This window comes from Gordonia sp. YC-XJ4 (genome assembly GCF_059511865.1).
Genome location: NZ_CM183447.1, coordinates 1,782,319 through 1,804,157 on the forward strand (window position 1 = coordinate 1,782,319; position 21,839 = coordinate 1,804,157).

The 21,839-nt window shown below is 68.1% G+C and carries 17 protein-coding genes; 11 read left to right on the forward strand and 6 right to left on the reverse strand.

From position 1 onward, the window contains the following. Positions 1–23 precede the first annotated feature (23 nt). The gene (locus AC5ZH6_RS07800; RefSeq protein WP_020171977.1) at positions 24–1,226 is read right to left on the reverse strand and encodes a fatty acid desaturase family protein; all 1,203 of its coding nucleotides are present in this window, start codon (positions 1,224–1,226) and stop codon (positions 24–26) included. 5 nt (positions 1,227–1,231) lie between these two features. Next, complete coding sequence (locus AC5ZH6_RS07805; RefSeq protein WP_026920277.1) at positions 1,232–2,335, reverse strand: ferredoxin reductase; 1,104 nt, start codon at positions 2,333–2,335, stop codon at positions 1,232–1,234. Positions 2,336–2,589: 254 nt separating this feature from the next. Here AC5ZH6_RS07805 and AC5ZH6_RS07810 point away from each other — a divergent pair, with 254 nt between their 5' ends. The 10 genes from AC5ZH6_RS07810 (at position 2,590) to AC5ZH6_RS07855 (ending at position 16,227) form a co-directional block, all read left to right on the forward strand. Then, on the forward strand, positions 2,590–5,859 hold the full coding sequence (locus tag AC5ZH6_RS07810) for an acetyl-CoA carboxylase family protein (protein ID WP_020171976.1): 3,270 nt from the start codon (positions 2,590–2,592) through the stop codon (positions 5,857–5,859). A 52-nt stretch (positions 5,860–5,911) separates the two neighbouring features. Then, positions 5,912–6,691: an SDR family oxidoreductase gene (locus AC5ZH6_RS07815; RefSeq protein WP_006370942.1), complete on the forward strand. Its 780-nt coding sequence runs from the start codon at positions 5,912–5,914 to the stop codon at positions 6,689–6,691. A gap of 39 nt (positions 6,692–6,730) precedes the next feature. Then, positions 6,731–7,924: an acyl-CoA dehydrogenase family protein gene (locus AC5ZH6_RS07820; RefSeq protein ID WP_020171975.1), complete on the forward strand. Its 1,194-nt coding sequence runs from the start codon at positions 6,731–6,733 to the stop codon at positions 7,922–7,924. Then, positions 7,921–9,081: an acyl-CoA dehydrogenase family protein gene (locus AC5ZH6_RS07825; RefSeq protein WP_020171974.1), complete on the forward strand. Its 1,161-nt coding sequence runs from the start codon at positions 7,921–7,923 to the stop codon at positions 9,079–9,081. The genes AC5ZH6_RS07820 and AC5ZH6_RS07825 overlap by 4 nt, the downstream gene beginning before the upstream one ends. A 74-nt stretch (positions 9,082–9,155) precedes the next feature. Beyond that, positions 9,156–9,827 (forward strand): TetR family transcriptional regulator, encoded by a 672-nt coding sequence (locus AC5ZH6_RS07830; RefSeq protein ID WP_014359357.1) that lies wholly within the window; start codon positions 9,156–9,158, stop codon positions 9,825–9,827. Positions 9,828–9,994: 167 nt separating this feature from the next. Next, the gene (gene sfnG / locus AC5ZH6_RS07835; RefSeq protein ID WP_014359358.1) at positions 9,995–11,104 is read left to right on the forward strand and encodes a dimethylsulfone monooxygenase SfnG; all 1,110 of its coding nucleotides are present in this window, start codon (positions 9,995–9,997) and stop codon (positions 11,102–11,104) included. Position 11,105: 1 nt separating this feature from the next. After that, positions 11,106–12,380, forward strand: a complete 1,275-nt coding sequence (locus tag AC5ZH6_RS07840) for an SfnB family sulfur acquisition oxidoreductase (protein ID WP_035734596.1) — start codon at positions 11,106–11,108, stop codon at positions 12,378–12,380. A gap of 92 nt (positions 12,381–12,472) precedes the next feature. Then, positions 12,473–14,110 (forward strand): serine/threonine-protein kinase, encoded by a 1,638-nt coding sequence (locus tag AC5ZH6_RS07845; RefSeq protein ID WP_020171972.1) that lies wholly within the window; start codon positions 12,473–12,475, stop codon positions 14,108–14,110. A 76-nt stretch (positions 14,111–14,186) separates the two neighbouring features. Then, positions 14,187–15,110: a serine hydrolase gene (locus AC5ZH6_RS07850; protein WP_231386712.1), complete on the forward strand. Its 924-nt coding sequence runs from the start codon at positions 14,187–14,189 to the stop codon at positions 15,108–15,110. Between the two features lie 181 nt (positions 15,111–15,291). Beyond that, positions 15,292–16,227 (forward strand): serine hydrolase, encoded by a 936-nt coding sequence (locus AC5ZH6_RS07855; protein WP_020171969.1) that lies wholly within the window; start codon positions 15,292–15,294, stop codon positions 16,225–16,227. A 16-nt stretch (positions 16,228–16,243) separates the two neighbouring features. Here the strand turns inward: AC5ZH6_RS07855 and AC5ZH6_RS07860 are convergent, their stop codons facing one another. Beyond that, positions 16,244–17,881 (reverse strand): YibE/F family protein, encoded by a 1,638-nt coding sequence (locus AC5ZH6_RS07860; protein ID WP_020171968.1) that lies wholly within the window; start codon positions 17,879–17,881, stop codon positions 16,244–16,246. Between the two features lie 70 nt (positions 17,882–17,951). Beyond that, positions 17,952–19,415: an LLM class flavin-dependent oxidoreductase gene (locus AC5ZH6_RS07865; RefSeq protein WP_020171967.1), complete on the reverse strand. Its 1,464-nt coding sequence runs from the start codon at positions 19,413–19,415 to the stop codon at positions 17,952–17,954. A 127-nt stretch (positions 19,416–19,542) separates the two neighbouring features. Between AC5ZH6_RS07865 and AC5ZH6_RS07870 the strand changes: the two genes are divergently transcribed. After that, positions 19,543–20,052 carry a mycothiol transferase gene (locus tag AC5ZH6_RS07870; RefSeq protein WP_006370953.1) on the forward strand — a complete coding sequence of 170 codons (510 nt, stop codon included), beginning with the start codon at positions 19,543–19,545 and terminating at the stop codon, positions 20,050–20,052. A 50-nt stretch (positions 20,053–20,102) separates the two neighbouring features. On the opposite strand, the gene AC5ZH6_RS07875 is transcribed toward AC5ZH6_RS07870, so the two are convergent. Both AC5ZH6_RS07875 and AC5ZH6_RS07880 read right to left on the reverse strand, forming a co-directional pair. Beyond that, positions 20,103–20,717, reverse strand: a complete 615-nt coding sequence (locus AC5ZH6_RS07875; RefSeq protein WP_006370954.1) for a response regulator transcription factor — start codon at positions 20,715–20,717, stop codon at positions 20,103–20,105. Continuing rightward, a complete protein-coding gene (locus AC5ZH6_RS07880; protein WP_006370955.1) occupies positions 20,710–21,813 on the reverse strand; it encodes a sensor histidine kinase in 1,104 nt (367 codons plus the stop codon). The genes AC5ZH6_RS07875 and AC5ZH6_RS07880 overlap by 8 nt, the downstream gene beginning before the upstream one ends. Between the last annotated feature and the right edge of the window lie 26 nt (positions 21,814–21,839).

Genomic DNA, 21,839 nt, shown 5'->3' on the forward strand with positions numbered 1-21,839 from the left:
TCTCGGGGCGACGCGATGGCTGCTCAGGCGACCTCGGCCGGCTTCTGTCGGTCGATGATGACCGTCAGATCGTCGTCATCGTGGGTCATGAAGTTCGGCAGCGACAGCTTGGCGATCTTCTTCCACGTCGATCCGAGCTGATGGCTCAGCGACCCGGTGTTGTACGGCAAACCGTAGCGCTCGCACACCTCGCGTACCTCGGCCGACATCGCCGGATACCGGCTGGCCGGGATGTCGGGGAAGAGGTGATGCTCGATCTGATGTGACAGGTTGCCACTCATGATGTGGAACAGCTGGCTACCGGTGATGTTGGCCGAGCCCAGCATCTGCCGCAGGTACCACTGGCCGCGTGTCTCGTCTGCGCACTCCTCGGCGGTGAAAGTTTGTGCACCGGTGGGGAAGTGGCCGCAGAAGATGATCGAGTACGCCCACACGTTGCGCACCAGATTGGCGGTCGCGTTGCCCAGAAGGGTCGGCACGAACATCGGGCCGCTGAGTGCGGGGAAGACGACGTAGTCCTTGAGAACCTGTCGACTTGCCTTGCGCCACATGCCCTTCACGAGGCCTTTGATGTCGCTCCACTTGCGCTTGCCGGCGACGATGTTCTCCGCCTCGAGATCGTGGAGCATCACACCCCACTCGAACAGCAGCATCAGCGCGGTGGCGTAGCCGAGGTTGCCGAGATAGTAGGGGTTCCACTTCTGATCACGTGCCATCCGTAGGATGCCGTAACCGATGTCGCGATCCTCGCCGAGGATGTTGGTGAAGGTGTGGTGCAGATAGTTGTGGCTGTGCTTCCACTGATCGGCCGGACACACGTTGTCCCACTCGAATTCGCGGGAGTTGTAGGTGTCCTCACGCATCCAGTCGTACTGGCCGTGCATGACGTTGTGGCCGATCTCCATGTTGTCGAGGATCTTCGAGACCGACAGGGCGCCGACACCGGCGACCCACGCGGGCGGGAAGAACCCGAGGAACAACAGTGCGCGCCCGGCGAATTCGAGTCCACGCTGCGTACGGATGATCGAGTACAGGTACTCGCGATCCTTGGTACCGAGATCGGCGACCACGCGGGCCTTGATCTCGTCGAGCTCGCGGCCGAGTTGTTCGACCTGTGCGTAGGAGAGCCGCACGGTGTTGGGGTCTGCAACCTTGCGCAGCGCGAGCGGCGCGGCGGTCTCGGTCTCGGGTGTCTCGGTTTCGGGGGGAAGGATGTTGGTTGCCATGGGTGTCATACCTCGATTTCGACGTCGCCGACGGGTGCGTTGATGCACAGCTGGATCTGGGTGTCGGATTCGGTATCGGTCTCGCCGGTCAGCACGTTGCGGGTGCATCCCGACTTCTTGATTGCGGTGCAGGAAAAGCAGATCCCCATCCGGCAGCCGGATTCGGGGCTCAGCCCCGCCGACTCGGCCTGGTCGAGGATCGTGCGACCGTCGTTGGTCGCCGAGGTGCCCGACGCGGTGAAGCTCAGTTCACCGTGGACGGGCTCATTGGGATCGATGGCCGCCGGCACGGCGAGGGTGAAGGCCTCGCTGTGCACACGGGCGTGCGGATGGGCGGTCTCGTAGTGGTCGAAGACCGCGTCCATGAGGGTCGCCGGCCCGCAGACGAAGACGTCCGCGTCGTCGTGGTCGGCGATGCCCTCGAGGTGCTCGCCGGTGAAATGTCCGATGACGCCCTCGTCCATCCCGGCGTCGTCGGTACCGCGGGTGTAGTGCAGTCGCAGGTCCAGGTGAGGATGGACCGAGGCCAATGCGGTCAGCTCGGCGCGGTAGGCGAGGTCCGACGGTGTCCGGGCGTAGTGGACAAAGGTGATCGGCTCGTCATAGCCATTCGCAACGAGCGTACGCAGCATTGAGAGTGCAGGTGTAATGCCGCTACCGCCGCTGATGAACACCGGCGCACGTACCCCCTCGGCGGGTAGGACGAAGTCGCCCGCAGCCTGCGAGAGGCCGTAGACGTCGCCGACCGCGGCGGTCTTGCGCAGATACCGCGAGACCAGGCCGTCGTCGTGTGCGGTGATGGTCAGCTCGACGGCGCCCTCGGGTCCCGCGGCAGCGTTGGCGGGAGAGAAGCAACGGGTCTGGCGCACGCCATCGACAACAACGCTGAGCTGGATGAATTGACCTGCTTCGTGTCCCTGCCACTGGCGCGTCGGCGCCAGGGTGAGCCGGACCGTTCGGGCGGTCGGACGCTCGACGCGGATCACTCGGGCGCGTAGGTCACGCCAGGTCAGCATCGGGTCGACCAGTTCGAGATAGCGGTCGACCGGATGAGGGGACATGGTCGCCTCGATGATCGAGGAGAACATTTCGGGAAGGCGGATGCTCATGGGGGCTGGCTCCGTTCGTCTCACTCTGGTGAGTGAACATCTGTACTCCGAACAGTGTGGCACGTTTCCGGCCGGATCCGTCAAGGGGTCGGCGCGGTTCGTGATCGCGTCACAGCCCTCGATCCGATGTGATCGACGACACAGTGGTCGCAGAAGCGGCCGAGGTGGTGATGAGGGTGAGGTCAGGTTCAGGTATCGGTGTAGCGTCGGACACACCCGGAGGAAGGAACACACCCGGAGGAAGGAACACTGACGTGAGCCAGGCGCCGACAACGCTGTTCGTGGCCAACCGTGGCGAGATCGCGCTGCGGATCCTCCGAACGGCATCGGAGCTCGGCCTCCGCACGGTCGCCGTGTACTCCGTCGACGACGCGGACGCTCCGCATGTCAGAGCGGCCACCACGGCCGTCGCGCTTCCCGGTACCGGTCCCGCCGCCTATCTCGATGCCGCGGCACTGGTGTCGGCCGCGTCCTCGGCCGGTGCGACGATGGTTCACCCCGGTTACGGATTCCTCAGTGAGGATGCCGATTTCGCCGATGCGTGCCGTACCGCCGGGCTCCGATTCGTCGGCCCGGATTCGCACGTACTGCGCACGTTCGGAGACAAGGCCGCCGCCCGGGACGCGGCGGTATCGGCGTCGATTCCGGTGCTCGATGCGACCGCCTCCGGAATCGACGAACACCAAGCTGACGAGTTCCTGCGGGCCCATTCCGCCGGGATCATGCTCAAAGCCGTCGCCGGCGGAGGGGGACGGGGCATGCGCCCGGTCACCATCCCGGCCGATCTCCCCGCTGCGTTTCGCGCATGCACCGCCGAAGCTCAGATGGGCTTCGGCACTGCCGCGTTGTTCGCCGAGGAACTGCTCACGGGTGCACGCCACATCGAGGTCCAGGTCGTCGCCGCTCCCGCCGCGGACGGCACGGTGCGGGCACTCGCGCTCGGCGACCGGGACTGCAGCGTGCAACGCAGACGGCAGAAACTGGTGGAGATCGCACCGGCGCCAGACCTCGACGACGCGATCCGGCGCGGCATCCACCGTGCCGCGGTCGTGCTGTGCGCCGCCCACGACTTCCGTGGCCTGGCGACCGTCGAATTCTTGGTCACTGCCGCAAGATTCGTCTTCCTCGAGGTCAATCCCCGCATCCAGGTCGAGCACACGGTGACCGAGGAGGTCACCGACGTCGATCTGGTGGCCACCGCACTCCACATCGCCGCCGGCGCCACGTACGAGGAACTCGATCTGCCGGCCGGTATTCTCGCCACGGCCGACGGTGTGAACGGTACTGCGGCTCGGGCGCGCGGGGTGGCGATCCAGGCACGGGTCAACGCCGAGAGGATCGGCGCCGACGGCGCCACGACTCCCGATTCTGGTACGCTGCAGGTCTTTTCGGCGCCGACCGGCCCTGGAATCCGCGTCGATACGCACGGCCGGCCGGGCCTGACGCTGAGTCCGCGGTTCGATTCCTTGCTGGCCAAGGTGATCGCCCACACCCGCTCCGACGACGTCGCCGTCACCGCCCGCAAACTCGACACGGCATTACGTGACTTCGCCATCGGGGGCGTCGAGACCACCATCGATCTGCTCCGGGCCGTACTGGCGGCCAAGGAATTCGGGACGGCCGCACTGACCACGGACTTCGTCGAACAGAATCTGGCCGAATTGAGCTCGGCCGCAGACCGGTTCGCCGGTGAGCGTGCGGAGGTGACGTCGGCGGGCGACATCCCCGCCCGCGCCGACATCAGCATCGGTACCGACGAGCGGGTGATCACCGCCCCGATGGCGGGCGTCGTCGTCTCCACTCCCGCCGCCGACACCACGGCGGCCGGCGGCGAGACGCTGGTGATCCTCGAGGCGATGAAGATGGAGCACGTCGTCGCCGACCCCCACCCGGTCGAGATTCGACGCAGTCTCGTCGACGAGGGTCAATCCGTCAGCGCCGGAACGCCTTTGCTGGTGGTCGCCGACGCCGACCACGACGACGCCGAGGCGAACGCGACCGTCGTGGACCCCGACCACATCCGTCCCGATCTGGCCGAGGTGATCGCTCGCCACGCCGTCACGCTCGACGAGGGGCGTCCCGACGCCGTTGCCAAGCGACACCGGCGCTCGCGGCGCACCGCCCGGGAGAACATCGCCGACCTCATCGATCCCGACACCTTCACCGAATACGGTGCGCTGGCCCTCGCGGCCCAACGCACCCGCCGCAGCGAAGCGGACCTCATCGCCAACACCCCGGCCGACGGCCTCGTGGGTGGGGTCGCGACGATCGGCGCCGACCGCTTCGGTGCTTCCGCGGCGGAGGCCGTCGTCATCTCCTACGACTACACGGTCCTCGCGGGCACGCAGGGCATGCGCAACCATGTGAAGACCGACCGACTGCTGGAGGTGGCCCGGCGCAAGCGGATTCCGCTCGTACTCTTCGCCGAGGGTGGCGGCGGGCGTCCCGGCGACACCGACGCCCTCGGCGCCGCAGGGCTCGAACTCGACACCTTCCGGTCGATGGCGGGCCTGCGCGGGGTGGTGCCGACGGTGGCCGTCGTCTCCGGCCGCTGCTTCGCCGGCAACGCCGCACTCGCCGGCGCATGCGACGTCCTCATTGCCACTCCCGACGCCAACATCGGCATGGGTGGACCGGCGATGATCGAAGGCGGCGGTCTCGGGGTGTTCGCTCCGGAGGAGATCGGACCGGTCGACGTGCAGACCCGCAACGGCGTCATCGACGTGCTCGCGCGCGACGAAGCCGACGCCGTGGCCACCGCACGGCACTACCTGTCCTACTTCCAGGGCGATGACGATCGATGGGAAGCACCTGATCCGCGATCGGCGCGACACGTCGTCCCGGAGAACCGCTTGCGCGCCTACGACATCCACGCCGCCATCGAGTCGATCGCCGACGTCGGATCGGTGCTGGAGTTGCGACCCGTCTACGGCCGCGGCATCGTCACCGCGTTGATCCGGGTCGAGGGTGTGGCCTACGGCCTGTTGGCCAATTCCAGCCGGCACCTCGGGGGAGCGATCGACGCCGAGGCCGCCGACAAGGCCGCCGAATTCCTGACGCTGTGCCAAGCACACGGACTGCCCCTCGTCACGCTGTGTGACACACCGGGTTTCATGGTCGGGCCGGAGTCCGAGGAGCAGGCGACGGTGCGTCGATTCGGCAACTTCTTCGCCGCCGGTGCGCGATTGACCGTACCGTTCGGCACCGTGATCCTGCGCAAGGGTTACGGTCTCGGTGCGATGGCCATGGCCGGCGGGTCCTTTCACGCACCGGAATTCACCATCGCGTGGCCGACCGGGGAGATCGGCGGTATGGGCCTCGAAGGTGCGGTACGCCTGGGCTTTCGCAAAGAACTCGACGCCGTCGCCGACCCCGCCGAGCGGGACGCGCTGTTCGCAGACCTCCTCGCGAAGGCCTACGAGCACGGCAAGGCGCTGCACTCGGCCACCACGTTCGAACTCGACGACGTGATCGACCCGTCGACCACCCGGGACTGGATTCGTCAGCTCGGGCGATCACGTTGAGTTCAGATGACGGGGAGACCCAAGTTACTCGCGAAAGGCGAAACGAATGACAATGCTCCCGGATCTGCACGGCCGCACGGCCCTGGTCACCGGCGCCTCGAGGGGGATCGGTTCGGCTGCGGCCGCGGCACTGGCCGCGGCGGGCGCCAACGTGGTGGTCACCTCACGTAAACCCGACGCGGCGCGGGCCGCTGCGGAGGCGATCGGCCCCAACGTCCTCGGCATCGCCGCCCACGCGGCGGAGGAGGATCAGGCCCGCGCCTGCATCGACACCACCCTCGAACACTTCGGATCGCTCGACATCCTCGTCAACAACGCCGGCACGAATCCCGCATATGGACCACTCATCGCCCAGGATCACGGGCGATTCGCCAAGACGATGGACGTGAACCTGTGGGGCCCGATCCTGTGGACCGGACTCGCCGTACGGGCGTGGATGGGTGCGCACGGCGGATCGGTGATCAACACCGCATCCATCGGCGGTCTCGGTCACGAACCGGGCATCGGCATGTACAACGCCTCCAAGGCGGCACTGATCTACGTGACAGGGCAACTGGCGCTGGAACTCTCACCGAGTGTGCGGGTCAACGCCGTGGCCCCCGGGATCGTGCGGACGCGCCTGGCCGAGGCGCTGTGGAAGGAACACGAGGCGCAGGTCTCCGAGGCCACCGCACTCGGGCGGATCGGTGAACCCACCGATGTCGCCTCGGCCATCGTGTTCCTCGCCTCCGACGCCGCTTCCTGGATGACCGGCGAGATCATGACCATTGACGGCGGGCAACACCTCGGCGACGCGGCGCCTTATCGCGCTTTCGGCGGCGCACTCCGCTGAACAGATCCCCCCATCCCGACACCCACCGAGAGGACTCCCGTGGACACCGACGTCGACGACGTGGCCGTAGATCTACGCGCCCGTGTGAGCAGGCTACTGGCCCAACACGATCCGGCCACCACGCCCGAACGAGACTTCCTGGCCGCACGATTCGATGCCGGGCTGGCATGGGTGCACTTCCGCCCCGGTGACGGTGGACTGGGGATCGCGCAGAGCCACCAGGCCCTGGTCGATGAGTTGCTCACCGCAGCCGGTGCACCCGGACCGGCCAAGTCGCGCAACGGCATCGGTCTCGGCATGGCGGCGCCGACCATCGCGGCGCTGGGGACCGAGGAGCAGCGGCGCCGACTGCTGCGACCGCTGTACCTCGGCGAGCACATCTACTGCCAGTTGTTCAGCGAGCCCGGCGCCGGATCGGATCTGGCGGCGGTGGCCACGCGCGCCGTCCCCGACGGCGACGGCTGGATCGTCAACGGACAGAAGGTCTGGACCTCGAGTGCGCACAACGCCCAGCGCGCCATCCTGGTCGCCCGCACCGATCCGTCGGCGCCCAAACATGCCGGCCTGACCTACTTCATCGTCGACATGAGTGATCCCGGTATCGAGATCCGGCCGCTGCGACAGATCACCGGCGAAGCCGAGTTCAACGAGGTGTTCCTCACCGACGTCCGCATCCCCGACACCGATCGGATCAGTGAGGTCGGCAACGGGTGGCGGGTGGCGACGACGACGCTCAACAACGAACGCGTCGCCATCGGATCGGGCGCACCGCGCGAGGGCGGCATGATCGGAAAGCTCACGCAGCGCTGGCGCACCCATCCCGAGGTCCGGGATCCGGCGAAGCTCGACACGTTGATGCGCTTGTGGGTCGACGCCGAGGTCACCCGCCTCACCGGCGAACGTCTGCGTCAGCAGCTCGCCGCGGGACAGCCGGGCCCGGAGGGTTCGGCGATGAAGCTCGCCTTCGCCCGGCAGGCGCAACAGATCTCCGGATTCGACCTCGAGATCGCCGGCGAGGACGGATTGCGCTACGACGAGTGGAAACTGCGTCGCCCCGAGACCGTCGACTTCACCGGACGCGATACCGGCTACCGGTATTTGCGCGCCAAGGGCAACTCCATCGAGGGCGGCACCTCGGAGATCCTGCGCAACGTGGTCGCCGAACGGGTGCTGGGCCTACCGCCCGAACACCGCGTCGACAAGGACATCGCCTGGAAGGACCTGCCCCGATGAGCACCCCTGGCCCGACGGCCACTCCACCGGCACCGTCGGTGACCGCCGATCTGCAGTACTCCGATACCGAAGAGGCGCTGCGTGATTCGGTGCGACGCCTGTTCGCCGACCGGCTGCCCGCCGACGTCGTCGTCAAGGCCTACGAGTCCGACGCGCCCGACTTCTCACAGGTGTGGCGCACGCTGGCCGCCGATCTCGGTCTCGCGGCGTTGCTGATCCCCGAATCACTGGGTGGCGCAGGCGCTTCCGAGCGTGAGGCGGCGGTCGTGAGTGAGGAGGTCGGACGAGCCGTCGCCCCGGTTCCGTTCCTGAGCAGCGCGATCATCGCCACCGCCGTCCTGCTGCGCGCCGGCGACACCGAACTCCTGCCACAACTCGCCGAAGGGGCCACGACCGCGGCACTCGCGGTCGGGTTGTCGGCGACCCACCCACGGCCGTCGGCCACCGTCGGGCCCGACGGCGCCGTGTCGGGTCGGGTGACCACGGTCGCCGGCGCAACCGACGCCGACGTGCTGATCGTGCCCGCCGACGGTGCCGACGGCGTCGAACTGTATGCGGTGCGTTCTGATTCACCGGGTGTCACGGTGACGCCGGCCCTCGCGCTGGACATGACGCGGCCGCTGGCCGATCTCGAGTTCACCGACGCCCTCGGCCGGCGTGTCGGGTCCGGCGACGGCGGCGACGCGGTACAGGCAGCGCTGCTCACCGGTGCGGCGCTCCTGGCCTCGGAACAACTCGGCGTCGCCCAGTGGTGTCTGCAGACGACTCTCACGTACGTGAAGGAGCGCAGGCAGTTCGGGCGGCAGATCGGGTCGTACCAGGCCATCAAGCACCGGCTCGCCGATCTGTGGCTCGAGGTGTCCTCGGCGGGTGCGGCCGCCCGCTACGCCGCCGACACCGCAGCACGAGGCGACGCCGATGCCGAGATCGCCGCACACCTCGCCGCGTCGTACTGCGGCGACGTCGCCGTCCGGGCCGCCGAGGAATGCATCCAACTCCACGGTGGCATCGGCATGACCTGGGAGTATCCCGCGCACCTGTACCTCAAGCGCGCCAAGGCCGACCAGCTGGCGCTCGGCAACGGCTATCACCACCGTGCCCGGCTGGCCGAACTCGTCGGCCTGGCCCCGTCCTCTTCTGGCGGTAACCGCAGGTGAGAGCGCTTCTCGCGGGTTCGGCGCGCCGTGGACCCGGCACCGGGGACACACCGCGATGTCCTAGACTCGCTTAGGTGACCCGGACCCGCCGCCCCACTTCGCGTGCCCCGCGGCCTGCGGAACCGGAGAGCCGGGCCGATCGCAAGAACCGCACCCGGCAGGCGCTGCTCGAGACCACGCTGGACCTGGTGAGCGAACGCAGCTTCGCCAGCATCAGTCTGCGGGAGGTCGCCCGCGGCGCGGGGATCGTCCCGACGGCGTTCTACCGACACTTCGCGTCGATGGAAGATCTCGGCGTCACCCTCGTCGAGGACTCGATGCGGATCCTGCGCCGCACACTGCGCGAGGGTCGGCGCGATCTCGCTGCTCGTCAGGCGCTGCCGACCGCACAGAATTCGTTGGCGATCCTGCTGCGCCATGTACACGAGCACGAGACCGACTACCGCTTCCTGATCCGCGAACAGCACGGCGGGGTCGCCGAGATCCGTCGCGCGATCGACACCGAACTGCGGTTGTTCTCCAAGGAACTCGCCATCGATCTGTCGCGCATCCCCGATCTCTCGCAGTGGCAACCGCAAGACCTCGAACTGGCCGCCGAACTCATCGTCACCATCATGCTGACCGCGGTGGCCGACCTGCTCGACGGTGAGCACCGCGGGCGCGACGCCGAGGCCGACATCGTGCAGCGCACCGAACGGCAGTTGGTGATGGTGTTCCTCGGCATGGGGCAGTGGAAGAGCGGGTAGGGAAAGTACGGGTAGGCGCCCGATCCGGAAGGACTCCACGTGCGGCGAGGGTTTTCGCGCACGCCGATTTCAAGGGTGGGCCGCGCCGGCTTCTCGGGTGAAGATGGCCGACGTTGTCGCGCACCGCGTCGTCGGTGCGTCGCGTTCACATGACGAGCAGGAGACCCGTGTCCACCGAGAAGATCGCCGACGAGATCAAGTTCGCCTACTGGGTGCCCAATGTGTCCGGTGGGCTGGTGACCAGTGACATCGAGCAGCGGACCAGCTGGGACTACGAGTACAACGTCAAACTCGCGCAGACCGCCGAGAACAACGGCTTCGAATACGCGCTGTCTCAGGTCCGTTACGAGGCGTCCTACGGTGCGGAATTCCAGCATGAGTCCACCAGTTTCAGTCTCGCGCTGCTGCTGGCCACCCAGCGGCTCAAGCTGATCGCCGCCATCCACCCGGGCCTGTGGCATCCGGCCGTGCTCGCGAAGTTCGGTGCGACCGCCGACATCCTGTCGAACGGACGCTTTGCGATCAACGTGGTCAGCGGATGGTTCAAGGACGAGTTCACCCACCTCGGCGAGCCGTGGCTCGAGCACGACGAACGGTACCGCCGCAGCGCGGAATTCCTCGAGGTGATCCGCAAGATCTGGACCGAGGACAACGTCGACTTCCGTGGCGACTTCTATCGCATCCACGACTTCACCCTCAAGCCCAAGCCGCTCAACACCCCCGAGCGTCCCAATCCCGAACTGTTCCAAGGCGGTAACTCGACCGCTGCCCGCAACAACGGTGGCCGCTTCTCCGACTGGTACTTCTCCAACGGCAAGGACTTCGACGGCGTCACCGAGCAGCTCGACGATCTGCGTGCCGTCGCACAGGCCCACGAGCGTGAGGTGCGCTTCGGGCTGAACGGCTTCATCATCGCCCGCGACACCGAAGCCGAGGCCCGCGACACCCTGCGCGAGATCGTCGAGAAGGCGAATCGTCCTGCGGTGGAGGGCTTCCGGTCGGCGGTGCAGCAGGCGGGCAACTCCACCGGCAACAAGACCGGTATGTGGGCCGATTCCTCCTTCGAGGATCTCGTGCAGTACAACGACGGTTTCCGTACCCAGCTGATCGGCACGCCCGAGCAGGTCGCCGAGCGAATCGTGGCCTACAAGCGTCTCGGCGTCGATCTCATCCTCGGTGGATTCCTGCACTTCCAGGAAGAGATCGAGTATTTTGGCGAGCGTGTCCTCCCCCTCGTCCGAGAGCTCGAAGCCGCGCAGCGCAGCACCGTCGGCTGAGATGAGCCTCACCACTTCTGCGGTGCGGGCCGATCGTGGTGCCGCGCGGCTGGATTCGGCCGCGCGGGCCCGGGCCGCCGCGCACGCCCTCGCCGATCGGTTCGCCTCCGGCGCCGCCGAACGCGACGCGCAGCGACGGCTGCCCCACGAGGAGATCGACGAGTTGTCGGCGAGCGGGCTGCTCGCCATCACCGTGCCGGCCCGATTCGGTGGGCCGGACCTGGCACCGAGCGTGGTCGCCGATGTGACGCGCATCCTCGCCGCCGCGGATCCCAACATCGCGCAGATTCCGCACAGTCACTTCGTCTATCTGAACCTGCTGCGGCTCGCAGCGTCGGAAGAGTTGGCACGCAAGCACTTCGACGCCGTGCTGCGCGGCGGCCGGGTGGCCAACGCGCAATCCGAGCGCGGCGGTAAGACGATCGCCGACATCTCCACCACGCTCGTCGCCGACGGTCCCGGCCGGTTCCGTCTCGACGGCGAGAAGTTCTATGCCACCGGCTCGTTGTTCGCCGACACGCTGGCCGTGCTGGCCCGGCATGACGCCGACGAACACCTCGACGGTGGTGAGTACGTGGCGTTCATCCCCGCCGACGCGCCCGGGGTGGAGCTCGTCGACGACTGGGATGCCTTGGGGCAGAAGACCACCGGCTCGGGGACGGTGCGGCTGCGGGGTGTCGCCGTCGATGCCGCAGACCTCGTCGCCCGCGCGCCCGCGGTTTCCCGGCCCACCGGATACGGTGCGTTCGCCCAGTTGCTGCATGTCGCGATCGACGTCGGCATCGCACGCGGCGCCCTCGACACCGCCGTCGAGTTCGTGCGCACCAGTGCCCGACCGTGGTTCGAGGCCGGTGTCGAGCGGGCCGTCGACGATCCGCTGTTGGTGCAACGATTCGGTGAGCTCGGCGTCGACCTCATCACCGCCGAGGCGACCCTCGACGCCGCCGGACGTGCGGTCGACCGGGCCACCGGGTTCACCCCGAGCGAGACCGCCACCGCCGACGGCGCCGACCACGACGCACATGTGGGCGCAGTCGCCGACGCGTCGATTGCGGTGGCCGCGGCCAAGGTCGTCGCCGACCGCGTCGCCACCGGCATCGGATCGGCGCTGTTCGAGGTGGGCGGCACCCGCAGTGCTGCTGCCGGCACCGGCTTGGATCGCTTCTGGCGCAACGCCCGAACGCACACCCTGCACGATCCGGTGCGCTGGAAACTGCAGCACATCGGACGCAAGGTCCTGCGTGACGAGAACCCGCCCGTACACGGTGTCATCTGAGCGAATGAATCGCCGCTGAGACGATCGCGAGGTCGTTCACCCGGACCGCCGACGACGGTCGATTTGTCGGTGTGCACCGTTATGCTCACAGCATGTCAACGAGTCGCGTCAACACCCAGTTCGGGCCGTATCGCCTGGACGAGTTGCTGGGTCGGGGCGGGATGGGTGAGGTCTACCGCGCCTACGACACCACCAAGGACCGCGAGGTAGCGCTCAAACTGCTCAATCCCGGCCTCGCCGACGACGCCGTCTATCAGCAACGGTTCCGGCGCGAATCCCACGCGGCCGCGCGGCTCGGCGAACCCCACGTCATCCCGATCCACGACTGGGGAGAGATCGACGGTGTGTTGTTCATCGACATGCGACTCGTCGCGGGTGAGGATCTGCGCGCGCTGTTGCGGCGTGAGCACGCGCTCGCCCCGGCACGGGCGGTCACCATCATCGAGCAGGTGGCCTCGGCACTCGACGCCGCCCACGCCGACGGTCTGGTGCATCGCGACATCAAACCCGAGAACATCCTCATCGCGCAGAACGACTTCGCCTATCTCGTGGACTTCGGTATCGCCCACGGTTCCGACGACACCCACCTCACGCAGGCCGGCACCGCCATCGGGTCGATCGCGTACATGGCCCCGGAACTGTTCGATGCCGTCCCGGTGAGTATCGCCAGCGATATCTACGCACTCACCTGTGTCCTGTTCGAAAGCCTCACCGGGCGTGTGCCGCATCCCGCCGACACGATCAGCTCGGCGATCAAGGCCGCGGTCATGTCCCCGCCTCCCGCACCGAGCAGCGTCAACGCCGAGGTGCCCCGGGCGATGGACGCGGTCATCAGCCGCGGCCTGGACCCCGAGCCGGCGCGGCGCTACGGCAGCGCCACCGAACTGGCGTCGGCGGCCCGCGCCGCACTGACCGGCGAGACCGGTGACGGCACGACGACGATCGTCCCGACCGCCATGCCCGGACAACCCGGCCCGGACCTGCGCAAGCCGGCCCCGCCGACCGTGCTCGGTGCTGCCGCGGCGAACGACGAGGCGATGCGCGCCACCCAGATCCGACCGTCGGGGCCTGTCGGGCCGATCGGCCCGGTCGGCGGTGGGAGCACACTGAATGTGTCGGGGCCCCAGAGCTATTCGGGGCCCCAGAACTATTCGGGACCCCAGAACTATTCGGGACCCCACAACTATTCGGGACCCCAGAATGTGTCGGGGCCACAACAGTTCTCGGGCCCGCAGGTGCCCGGCGGCATGCCCGCGGGGTATCCGCCGTATGGGCAACCCGGCTATACCGAACCGCGGCGGGACCGTTCGCTGGTCATCGCGGTCACCGCCGTGATCGTGGTGGCCGTGCTCGGTCTGCTCGGCGTCGGGGCCTATTGGTTGTTCACGCGCAATTCGGGCGACGACTCGACGGCGCAGTCACCGACGACGACCACGATCACCGCGGCACCGCCGATCACCAACCAGCCCACGGTGACCGCCGCGCCATCGTTCCCGCCCAATGCGGTTCCCTGTGATGCGACGTCGGCGATCGGCTCGCAGGTGACCAGCTGTGCGTTCGCGCAGGCGGTGCGCGATGCGTACAACAACTCGGGCTCCTACGGTCAGTCGCGCGCGGTGGTCGCCTACAGCCCGGTCACCGGGCAGGCCTACACGATGGCGTGTGCCCCACAGGGTTCGGCGGTGGTGTGTCAGGGTGGCAACAACGCCGTCGTCTATGTCCTGCCGTGATGTCGGGTCCGGCCGCGTGCCCTCGTGGCAGGCGGCGGCGACCGGTGACCGGGAAACGCAGGTGAGGGGAGTGTCGATGGGGAAGCGACGTGGCCGAGCGGTGAGCGTGTCGGTCGCCGGCGTGGCGCTGGCCGTTGCCGGGGTGATGGTGATGACCGGCTGCGCGACCGCGGAGTCGCCCGCGCCGCGATCCACTGTCACCGTGTACGCCTCGCCCTCGCCCTCGCCCTCGTCATCGGCCTCGGCGTCGGCATCGTCGACGCAGCCCAGCGCCGGCGCGAATCCCGCTCTGGCCGCGGGATTCCGACGCGTCGCCGCAGGGACCGGACTGCGGGTGGGCATCGCGGTCGCCCCGGTCGGCCCGAATGCGACGGCGAGCCTGCTGTTCGGTGACCGCGATCCCGGCGTGGCGTGGTCGACGATCAAGGTGCCGCTCGCCGTGGCCGCCGAACGCGAGAACGGGACGTCCACAGCGGAGAGCAACGCCATCATCAACTCCGACAACCAAGCGGCCGAACAACTCTGGGCGTCACTCGGCAGCAACACCGAGGCGTCGGCCAAGGTGACCGCGGTGCTGCGCGAGGGCGGCAACCCGAACACCGTGGTGCCCTCGCAGCAGTTGCGCTCGGGCTTCACGATCTTCGGGCAGACCCGCTGGACGCTGCCGGATGCGGCGACATTCGCCGGACATCTGCCGTGCATGCCGGGCACCGGTCACGTGCTCTCGCTGATGGGCCAGGTCGCCGGCAACCAGCAGTGGGGTGTGGAGATCATGCAGATCCCCAAGACCACCGCCGTCAAAGGTGGGTGGGGCCCCGGCGTCGACGGTGCCTACCTGGTGCGGCAGATCGGCGTCCTCACCTACCGCGACGGTCAGCAGAGCGCGGTGGCGATGAGCGCCGTCGGCGGGTCGATGTCGTCGGGCACCGCGGCGCTCAACGCCCTCGGCAACTGGCTGAACCAGAACATCGCCGCCCTGCCACGCGGCCGGTGCCGCTGACCCCGACCGCTGATCACCACGAGCTGACCCCGACCGCTGCTCGATACCGATCGTTCGGCGCCGCCGGTGTCCCGGTCACGGCCCGCACACGGTGCGGTCTCGGTTGATCGGCCGGGCACGCGGTGGTGTCCAGCAGGCCGTTAGAGTTCTTGATGTTACTGAAGTGACTCAGGAGGCTTGTGTGGCGTTGTGGAAGCGATGGGCCGTGGCGTGTGCGACGACGCTGGTGGTGGCGAGCGCCGGTCTCGCCGGAGCAGGCGTGGCAGGTGCCGCGCCGCTGCCGTTCCCCGTTCCGGCGATGCCCGCGTTACCGCCCCTGCCCGAACCGCTGCGGACGTGGCTGACCCCGCCCGTGCCGCCGCAGGAGGCGTTGACCAAGTCCTTTGCGCCGTTCCAGAAGTCGCTGGCCAAGACCACCCCGGGCGCGATCGGCCTCGCTCTCGCGCCGGTCGGGTCGGACTCGGTGATCTCGTTGGGTACCTTCACCACAGGACGGGCGTGGTCGACGCTGAAGGTCCCGGTGTCGCTGGCCGCCGAACGTCGGCTCGGCTCGGCGGTGGTCGACGACGAGACCAAGGCCATCACGGTGTCCGACAACGACGCCGCGGGGGATCTCTGGACCCAGCTCGGTCCCGGCGCGACACCGGTCGATGCGGTGACCGCGGTCCTGCGCGAAGGCCACGACCTCAACACCCACGTCAGCTCACAGCTCGACTCGGCGACGTCCTACCCCGGCTACACCATGTGGGCACTGGCCGATCAGGCGATATTCGGGGCACACCTGCCCTGTATGCCCGGCACCGATCGGCTGCTGGCCCTGATGGGTGCGGTCGGACCCAACCAACGATGGGGCGTGGCCAACCTCGCCCGGACCAACCAGAAGGTGAGCGCCACGGCCGTGAAGGGCGGCTGGGGCCCGGGCACCGGGACGTCGTCGGCGTTCCTGGTGCGTCAACTGGGCATCCTCACCGTTCCCGGTGGTCAGGTGGCCGTGTCGATGGCCGCCGTTCCGCGCAGCGGCAAGTTCTCCGATGGCACCGCCATGCTCACCAAGATCGGTGACTGGCTCGGACGCAATCTCTCCACCATCCCGACCGGACAGTGCGGATTGGGCTGATCTCGCGTGCGCTGAGTCAGTCCGGCATCGAGTGCCGGCCGGTTCGTGGTGGCGGCTCCGGTGCACGCCGTGACGGCGGTGGGCTCGGGGCGTCCCGAACCGTTGCCTGTGGTTTCGGGGCCTGTGGTCCCGGTGCCCTTCGTGCCGGTGGCCGCCGTGTGGGCTCGGGACGAGGGGAGGCAGGTCGCGATGACGCCGATTGTGCCGGCGCTGTTCGTGAGTCGGTGAGCGGCGCGTCAACTCTCGGGGTGCCGGAGACCTCGGCGGCTGGGCCTTCGGCGGCGCGCGCACCCGACGGTCGGGCCAGGGCCGCGGCGATCCCGGTGGTCAGCGGCACCGACAGCGCGATGGCGATACCGCCGACGAACGATCGCGCCAACTCGACGGCGACGGTGTCGCTGGTCAGCAGCGAACCGAACGGCTGGCGCGCCACCGAGAACAACAGCAACAGTGGCAAAGCGCTACCGGCATAGGCGAACACCAGGGTGTAGACGGTGGACGCGATGTGATCGCGTCCCACCCGCATGGCCGCGCGGAAGGTGGCCAGGCGGCTCGGCTCCCCGGCCGCGGCGAGTTCGAACGCAGCCGACGCCTGGGTGATCGTCACGTCATTGAGCACACCGAGCGTACCGATGATGAAACCGGCAAGCAGCAGACCGCTGACCGAGATGCCCCCCTGGTAGACCTGCAGATTCGTCGTCTGATCGCTGGAGAGTCCGGTGAGGTTCATGGTGGTGATCGACGCCCAGCTCAACACCCCGGCCAGCAGCAACGACATCAGCGTTCCGAGCAGGGCCGAACTGGTCCGCATGCTGATGCCGTGCGCGAGGTAGAGCACGACGAACAGGATGGCGGCCGAACTGACCACCGCGACCGCAACCGGCGATTCGCCGTCGAGGATGGCGGGCAGGGTGAAGGCACCGAGCACGACGAAGGCGAAGACGAGTCCGATCAACGACCGCAGTCCGCGCCACGCGGCGACGAGGATGATCGCACCCGCGAACAGGATCGCCCACACGATCGTCGAGGTGGTCCGGCCGAAGTCGAAGAACGTGTAGCGCGGTTGGCCGTCGGGGCCGGGGGTGGTGCTCATCCGGACCGCGTCGCCGATGTGCAGGGTCGGCTGACCGGGCTGTGGATCGTCGGGCGCGCCGAGGGTTTGCGCAGACGAGTCGGGCCCGCTGCCGGATTGCGCCCGGTTGGTGGGTACCTCCAGCAGCGTGTACTTCCCGGAATCGGAGCCGGAGGTGATCGACACGACGCTCTCGATACAGGGTCCGGTGCCCGCGCCGGAGATCGGGATGTCGGCGGTGTCGGCGATCGTGCCGACCATCTGATTCAGGCAATCACCGCGGGTCTGGCTGACGATCTTGCCGTCGACGGCGTGGATCGCACCGCCGTCGGCACCCCGGAACTGTGCGGGGATCGGGTGCTCACCCCCCGAGGGCCACAGCAGCACGATTCCGGCGATCATCGCCAGTCCGAACACACTCAGTGCACCGATGACGATGCGTCGCGCCATGGGTGTCAGGTCGGCAGCGATGTCGTTCAGTGAATGGGAGTGACTGTGGCCGTGCCCGTTTCGCGGTACCCGTCGCCTTCGGGCGGCTTTGTCCGGACTGTCGGGCGTCGCGCCGCGCTCGCTGCTCACCACGCCACCCTATGACGCCGGCACCGCATGATGGGCGATAGGCGTCGCCGCCGACGCGCGGAGCGGGCGACGGCTATCGGGTCGGCACCCGCCCACGCGCGGCAGCGCGCACCGAGTCGTCAATGGTCGAATTCGCGCCGCCGACACGGAACGACGCACCCCGATGGTTGTCGGGGAGCAGATCGCCACGTCCGAACAGCTTGTGACGCAACGTACCCGGCGTGTATTGGCGACGATAGACCCCGCGACGTTCCAGGGCCGGGATGACGTGGGTGACGATGTCGGCGAAGGACCCGGGTGTGACGGCGTAGGCCACGTTGAAGCCGTCGACGTCGGTGTCGTCGACCCAGCCCTGCAGGGCCTCGGCGATCTCATCACCCGACCCGATGAGCACCGGTCCCATCCCGCCGATGCCGCCCCATGCGGCGATGTCGCGGACCGCCCACTCGTGGCCCGATTCGTCCGCCTGGGCGAAGGCGGCGACAGCGGACTGGATGGCATTGCTGTGCACGTTGCCGATGGGTTCGTCGAGATCGTAGGAGGACAGGTCCAGGCCCATCCATCCCGACATGAACACCAACGACCCCTCGTCGCTGGCGTAACGCCGATACTCGGCGGCCTTCTCGCGGGCGGCCTCCGGCGTCGAGTCGGTGATGATGGTCAACAAGGTGTAGATGCGGGCGTCGTACGGGTCGCGGCCGGCGGCGACGAGTTCTTCCCGGATCTTCGACACCACTTCGCGCAGAATGGTTTTGGTGGGTGCGGCGACGAAGATCGCCTCGGCGTTGGCCGCGGCGAACCGGCGGCCGCGCACCGACGCGCCGGCCTGGTAGATCACCGGGCTGCGCTGTGGGGAGGGCTCGGACAGATGGATGCCGGGCACCGTGAAGTGCTCGCCGCGGTGACCGATGTGATGGACCTTGTCGGGATCGGCGAACACGCCCGCGGCACGGTCGCGGCGTACCGCGTCGGATTCCCAGGAGCCCTCCCACAGTTTGTAGAGGACGGTCAGGTACTCGTCGGCGTGGTCATAGCGGCTGTCGTGCTCGAGTTGATCGGCGGCGCCCATGTTGCGGGCCGCCGACGGCAGGTAGCCGGTGACCACATTCCAGCCGAGCCGACCGCGCGTCAGGTGATCCAGCGTCGACAGCCGCCGGGCGAACGGGTAGGGATGCTCGAATCCCGTGCCGGTGGTGATCCCGAATCCGAGGTGCTCGGTCGCATACGCCATCGCCGACACCAGCAACAGCGGATCGTTGACGGGGATTTGCGCCCCCTGCCGGATCGCGGCCTCGTCGGTGCCGCCATAGACGTCATAGGTGCCGAGGACGTCGGCGATGAACAACCCGTCGAATCCGCCGCTCTCCAACAGGATCGCCAGGTCGACCCAATAGTCGAGAGTGTTGTACTCCCACGAGCGGTCATCGGGGTGGCGCCACAGCCCGGGGGATTGGTGCGCAACACAATTCATGTCGAAGGCGTTGAACCGGATCGGACGTCGGTGCAGGGACGAGGCAGAGTCGGACACCCCGCCCATGGTGGGCAACGCGACCGCCGGTGACCAGGGTTGGGATCGGCGCGAGGCAAAAGTTTGCGCGGGCGTCGACAAGGGTTTCTGCCGTACATGCATGCGCGGAGTGCAATACCGGAGTAGGTGTGGAGGCATGAGAGCCACCGAAGTACTCGCCGACGGATTCGGACGCGTCAAGGAGAACGTGCACGCCGTGCTCGACGGGATCGAGGAGCTACGACTGTCCTGGCAGCCCGCGCCCGGCGCGAACACGATCGCCTGGCTGGTGTGGCATCTCGCGCGCGTGCAGGATGCGCAGATCGCCGACGTCGCGGGCACCGATCAGATCTGGACCTCGCAGGGCTGGTATGAGCGCTTTGCGCTGCCGTTCCCGCCGTCGGCGAGTGGGTATGGGCAGAGCCCCGACGACATCCTCCGCGTCGTCGGACCCGCCGATCTGCTGCTGGGCTACTACGACGCGAGCCATGACGCCACGATCGAGTACCTCGCCCGTGTCGGCGATGGAGACCTCGATCGGGTCATCGACGACAACTGGGATCCGCCGGTGACCCTGGGGGTGCGGCTGGTGAGCATCCTCGACGACGACGCCCAACACGTCGGTCAGGCTGCGTATTTGCGCGGCCTGAACGTCGACCTCGGCTGACCTCGGCCCGCCGAGCGCGCCCGCCAGTCCGCCGACAGCGCCCGGCCGCCTCAGATCCAGCCGCGTTCGCGTGCGACGCGGGCGGCCTCGGCGCGGGTGGCGGTGCCGGTCTTGCCGATCGCCGACGACAGATGGTTGCGCACGGTGCCGGCCGACAGATGGACCTGCGTGGCGATGGTTGCCACTGTCGCGCCCGACAACGCTGCGCGCAGCACCTCGGATTCGCGCTGCGTCAGCGGATTGTCGCCGCTGGTGAGGCTTTCGGTGGCCAACGTGGGATCGATGACGCGGAGACCTGCGTGTACTCGACGCACCGCGTCGGCCAGTTCGCTTGCCGGAGTGTCCTTCACGACGAAGCCGGACGCGCCGGCGTCGATGGCGCGTCGTAGGTACCCCGGGCGGCCGAAGGTGGTGACGATCAGCGAACGCACCCCCGGCAGGTACCGTCGCAGGGCGGCCGCGGCCTCGATGCCGTCGGTGCCGGGCATCTCGATGTCGAGCAGGCACACGTCGGCGGCGTGTTCGCGCGCGGCGTCGACGACCTCGTCGCCGCGCCCCACCTGGGCGACCACCTCGAGGTCGCTCTCGAGGTCGAGTAGGGCGGCCAGCGCGCCACGTACCAGGGCCTGATCGTCGGCGAGCAGCAGGCGGATCGGTTCACTCATCGTCGACCACCGCCGTCAACGTTGTTCCGCCCGTGTTTGATTCGATCGTCAGGGTGCCACCCGCGGACTCCACCCGTTCGATCAGTCCGCGTAAGCCGTTGCCGGGAACAGCTGCGCCGAGTCCACACCCGTCGTCGTGCACCGTCAGTGTGGCGTCCTCGATCCGGACGTCGCAATGAGTGGCGTGGCTGTGGCGGACCACATTGGTGACGGCTTCCCGCAGTACCCACGCGAACAGCTCCCCATGCGGGGTGGCGGTCTGCGGATCGGGAAGTGTCGCAGTGATATCCGCGGCACGGAAGGCGCTCTGTGCGGACGCGATCACGCTCGGCAGGTCCGGGGTGCGCAGAGCTCCGACGGTTGCCCGGACCTCGGCGAGCGCGGAGCGGGCCAGCGCATTGACCTCGGCCATCTCATCTTTCGCGCGTTGCGGGTCGAGATCGACGAGGCGACCGGCCAATTCGGTTTTGATGGTGATCACCGTCAGCGAGTGTCCGAGGATGTCGTGGACGTCGCGGGCCACCCGCTCACGTTCGGCGACCACCGCCAACTCGGAATTGAGCTCACGCTGGCGCTCCTCGGCGCGTTCGCGTTCGCCCTCACGAACAGCGAGCGCGCGAAAACCGAGCATGGTGAATCCGACGGCGACCAGGATGATCACGACGCTGCCGTCGACCTCCCACCCGGCGATCGTCGGCACCGCGATCGACGCGACGATCAACGCGGCCACGGTGATCGCCGCCCACAGGGTGGGGAAGCTGAAGGCGGCGACGACCATCAGGAAAGGTGCTGAGCCGAAGGTGTTCTCGCCGATGATGGGCAGCAGGCCCGCGGCCAGGATGAGCAGAACGACGAAGATCCATACGCCACGCGGTTCGACCTCGGTGCGACCGGTGAGTAGGTACACCGACGCCAAGAGGTAGACCACGGCGAACAGTCCGATGAGGACGAGCCCCACGATCTTGGCGGTGTGGCCGTGGTCGGAGGTGGCGACCGCTCCGATCGGGTAGGCCAGGAACAACATCCAGATGGCGGTGAACACCCAGCGCAGGTTGCGCCAGGGTGCCCACCGGTCGTTCGTGCGGTTGCTCATCATCTCCGGATTCTGCTGGTCGACGGTCC